Raw genomic sequence first — 4514 nt, 5'->3', positions numbered from 1 at the left:
ATCACCCCCGCCCACACCGACAGCATCACCCTCCGGATCACCGACACCACCGGACAACCCGTCGCCACCATCACCTCCCTCGCACTCCGAGAGGTGGCCCCCGCCCAGCTGGGTCAGGGCCCCGGTGGCGCCGACGACGCGCTGTACCACCTGGACTGGACCCCGGCGCACGCCGCCCAGGACACCGACGCCCGACCGTTCGTCGTGGTCGGGGCCGGGCCCGCTTCCGTACGGGCCACCCGTCACGCGGACCTCACCGCTCTGCGCGACGCGTGGACGGACGGGGACTCCACCGACGTCCTGCTGTTTCTGACCGAGGGCGAGACGGACGACCGGTGCACGCCGGACGCCGCCCGGGCCGCCGTCCACCAAGTGCTCACCGCGGCCCAGGAGTGGCTCGCCGAAGACCGGTTCGCCGACGCCCGCCTGGTCGTCGTGACGCGCGGGGCCGTCGCGACGGACGCCGCGACCGCGCCCGAGGCACCGGCGTACGCACCCGTCTGGGGTCTGCTGCGCACCGCCCGGACGGAGAACCCCGGGCGCTTCGTCCTCGTGGACATCGACGAGGACCCGGCATCCGCCACGGCCCTGACGGCCGCACTCGCCGGTGGCGAGCCGCAGTTCGCCCTGCGCGCGGGCAAGGTGCTCGTCCCGCGCCTTGCCCGTGCGGCGGGGCGCGCCGACATCCTGCTGCCGCCGGCCGGGGACGAACCCTGGCACCTGGACGTCACCGCCCGCGGCACCCTGGAGGCCCTCACCCTGGTGACCGGTGCCGAGGCGGCCGCCCCGCTCGGGCCGTTGGAGGTGCGGGTCGCGGTCCGGGCCGCCGGACTCAACTTCCGTGACGTGCTGATCGCGCTCGGCGTCTACCCGGGCGAGGCGTCCATGGGCACCGAGGGCGCCGGTGTGATCACCGAGACCGGGGCGGACGTCACCGGTCTGGCCGTCGGCGACCGGGTCACCGGCATGCTGCCCGGCTCCTTCGGACCCGTATCGGTCGTGGATCACCGGCTCGTCGTACGTATCCCCGACCAGTGGTCGTACGAGGACGCGGCCGCCATGCCCATCGTCTTCGGCACCGCCTACTACAGCCTGGTCGAACTCGCGGGACTGCGGTCCGGCGAGACCCTCCTCGTACACGCTGCCGCCGGCGGAGTCGGCATGGCGGCCGTGCAGCTCGCCCGCCACCTGGGCGCCGAGGTCTACGGCACCGCCGGCCCCACCAAGTGGGACGCGCTGCGGGCCTCCGGCCTGGACGACGCCCACATCGCCTCCTCACGCACCCTCGATTTCGAGGACCGGTTCCGGGAGGCGACGGACGGCCGGGGCATGGACGTCGTACTCGACTGCCTGGCGCGGGAGTTCGTGGACGCCTCGCTGCGACTGCTGCCGCGCGGCGGCCGCTTCGTGGAGATGGGCAAGACAGACATCCGCGACGCGGACGAGGTCGCCGCCGCCCATCCCGGGGTGGCCTACCAGGCGTTCGACCTGATCGAGGTCGCGCACCGGGACCCCGAGAAGTTCCGGCACATGCTGACCGAGATCGTCGCCCTCTTCGAGTCGGGCGCACTGCACCACTCGCCGGTCCGTGCCTGGGACATCCGCCGGGCCCCGGAAGCTTTCCGGTTCCTGAGCCAGGCACGGAACGTCGGCAAGATCGTCCTGACCGTGCCGCCCGCACTCGACCCCGAGGGAACGGTCCTGATCACCGGCGGCACCGGTACCCTGGGCGCGCTCTTCGCCCGCCACCTGGCCACCGCGTACGGGGCCCGCCACCTCCTCCTGACCAGCCGCCGGGGTGCCGACGCACCCGGGGCCGGCGCACTGCGCGCCGAACTCGAAGCCCTCGGCGTTACCGTCACCCTGGCCGCCTGTGACACCGCCGACCGGGACGCGCTCGCGGCCCTCCTGGCCGGCGTCCCCGCCGCCCACCCCCTTACCGCGGTCGTCCACACCGCGGGCGTCCTCGACGACGGCACGGTCACCGCGCTCACCCCCGAGCGCCTCGACACCGTCCTGCGCCCCAAAGCCGACACCGCCTGGCACCTGCACGAACTCACCCGCGACACCGACCTCGCCGCCTTCGTCCTCTTCTCCTCCGTCATGGGCGCCATCGGAGGCGCCGGCCAGGCCAACTACGCCTCCGCCAACACCTACCTCGACGCCCTCGCCGCGCACCGCCGGGCCGCCGGCCTCCCCGCCACCTCACTGGCCTGGGGCTTCTGGGACCAGCGCAGCGAACTCACCGGTGACCTGGACGAGGCCGACCTCGCCCGCATGACGCGGGCCGGTCTGGTGCCTCTCGGCTCGTCCGAGGGACTGGCCCTCTTCGACCGGGCGCTCGCCGACCCCGGCGCCGCCCTGGTCCCGGCCCGTCTCGACCTCGCCCGGCTGCGCACCCAGGCCGACAGCGGCTCGCTGGCGCCCGTGCTCTCCGGACTCGTCCGCGCCCGTACGGCGCGCCGGGCCGCCGCGTCGGCCGTCGCGGCCGGGGCCGCGGGCGACCGCTTCGCCGGACTCACCGGCAGCGACCTGGACCGGGCCCTGCTGGACCTCGTACGGACCAACGCGGCGACCGCGCTGGGGCACTCCTCCCCGGCGTCGATCCGCTCCGACAGCAAGTTCAAGACGCTCGGCTTCGACTCCCTCTCCTCCGTAGAACTGCGCAACCGCCTCGGTGAGGCGACCAAGCTGCGCCTGTCGGCCACCGCCGTCTTCGACCATCCGACCCCGGACGCGATGGTCGCCCACCTGCGCGGCCTGCTCGGTGTCGAGGACACGACCGCGGCCCCGGCGGCCGTCCGTCAGGGCCCGGCGACCGCCGGCGCCGGGACCGCCGACGACCCCATAGCCATCATCGGCCTCGGCTGCCGGCTGCCCGGCGGGGTGTCCTCTCCCGAGGAACTGTGGGAACTGCTCGCCGCAGGCGCCGGCACAGCCGCCGACCTGCCCGACGACCGCGGCTGGGACCTGGAGGCCCTGTACGACGCCGACCCCGACCGCTCCCGCAAGAGCTATGTCCGCAAGGGATCCTTCCTCTATGAAGCGGCCGAGTTCGACGCCGACTTCTTCGGGATTTCGCCGCGCGAGGCGCTCGCCATGGACCCGCAGCAGCGCCTGCTGCTGGAGACGGCCTGGGAGGCATTCGAACGAGCGGGCATTCCGCCGGAGTCGGTCCAGGGCAGCCAGGCCGGGGTGTTCGTAGGCGCGCTCTTCCAGGAGTACGGCTCCCTCATGCACGAGGCCACGGAAGGAGTCGACGGCCTGCTGCTCACCGGCAAGACCACCAGTGTCATATCCGGCCGCCTCGCCTACTTCCTCGGCCTCGAAGGCCCCGCGATCACCGTGGACACGGCCTGCTCCTCCTCGCTGGTCGCCCTGCACCAGGCCGCGCAGTCCCTGCGCGGCGGAGAGTGCTCGCTCGCCGTCGCGGGCGGCGTCTCGGTGATGGCCACGCCCGGCATGTTCACCGAGTTCAGCCGCCAGCGCGGCCTGGCCACCGACGGCCGCATCAAGGCGTTCGCGGACGCGGCCGACGGGACGGCGTGGGGCGAGGGCGCGGGTGTGCTGCTGCTGGAGCGGCTGTCCGACGCCAAGGCCAACGGCCACCCGGTGCTGGCGGTGATCCGGGGTTCGGCGGTNAACCAGGACGGTGCGAGCAACGGGCTGAGCGCACCGAACGGTCCCTCCCAGCAGCGTGTCATCCGCCAGGCACTGGCCAACGCCGGCCTGACGGGTACGGACGTCGACGTCGTGGACGCGCACGGCACCGGAACCAAGCTCGGCGACCCGATCGAGGCGCAGGCCCTGATCGCGACGTACGGGCAGGAGCACTCGGTCGACCGGCCGTTGTGGCTGGGTTCGTTGAAGTCGAATATCGGGCACACCATGGCCGCTGCGGGTGTGGGTGGTGTGATCAAGATGGTCATGGCGATGCGTGAGGGGGTTCTTCCCCGGACGTTGAATGTCACTGATCCGACGTCGCATGTGGACTGGTCGCAGGGATCGGTGGAGCTGCTGACCGAGCAGCGGCCGTGGCCCGAGGTGGACCGCCCGCGCCGCGCGGCCGTCTCCTCCTTCGGTATCTCCGGCACCAACGCGCACCTGATCCTGGAGCAGGCCCCGGAGCCGGAGTCCCGGGTCGAGACGGAGGCGCCGGCGGATGTGCCGTGGGTGGTCTCCGCGAAGAGTCCGCGGGCTCTGCGTGAGCAGGCGGTGCGGCTCGCGGGCTTCGTTGAGCGCAATCCGCGGGAGTCGGTGGGGGCGGTGGCTACCGCTCTGGTCGATTCACGTGAGCGCTTCGATTACCGGGCCGTGGTGCTCGGCCGTGGGCGCGAAGAGCTCCTCGCGGGCCTTGGCGCGCTGGCCGGGAGTGATGCGGCCGGGTCGGTGGTGACGGGTGAGGCGGTCACGGGCCGCACGGTGTTCGTGTTCCCGGGTCAGGGTTCGCAGTGGGTGGGTATGGCGGCGGGTCTGTTCGAGGCGTCGCCGGCGTTCCGGGCGCGGCTTGAGGA

At 73.2% G+C, this 4514-nt stretch carries 1 protein-coding gene; it reads left to right on the top strand.

The features are described from left to right. On the top strand, positions 1-4514 hold a 4514-nt coding region (locus B082_RS0131275; protein WP_018555733.1), incomplete at both ends, for a type I polyketide synthase.

Origin of the sequence: Streptomyces sp. ATexAB-D23 (genome assembly GCF_000373645.1) — a bacterium.
Taxonomy (GTDB): Bacteria; Actinomycetota; Actinomycetes; order Streptomycetales; family Streptomycetaceae; genus Streptomyces; species Streptomyces castrisilvae.
This window is presented reverse-complemented; position numbering and strand designations above follow the sequence as displayed.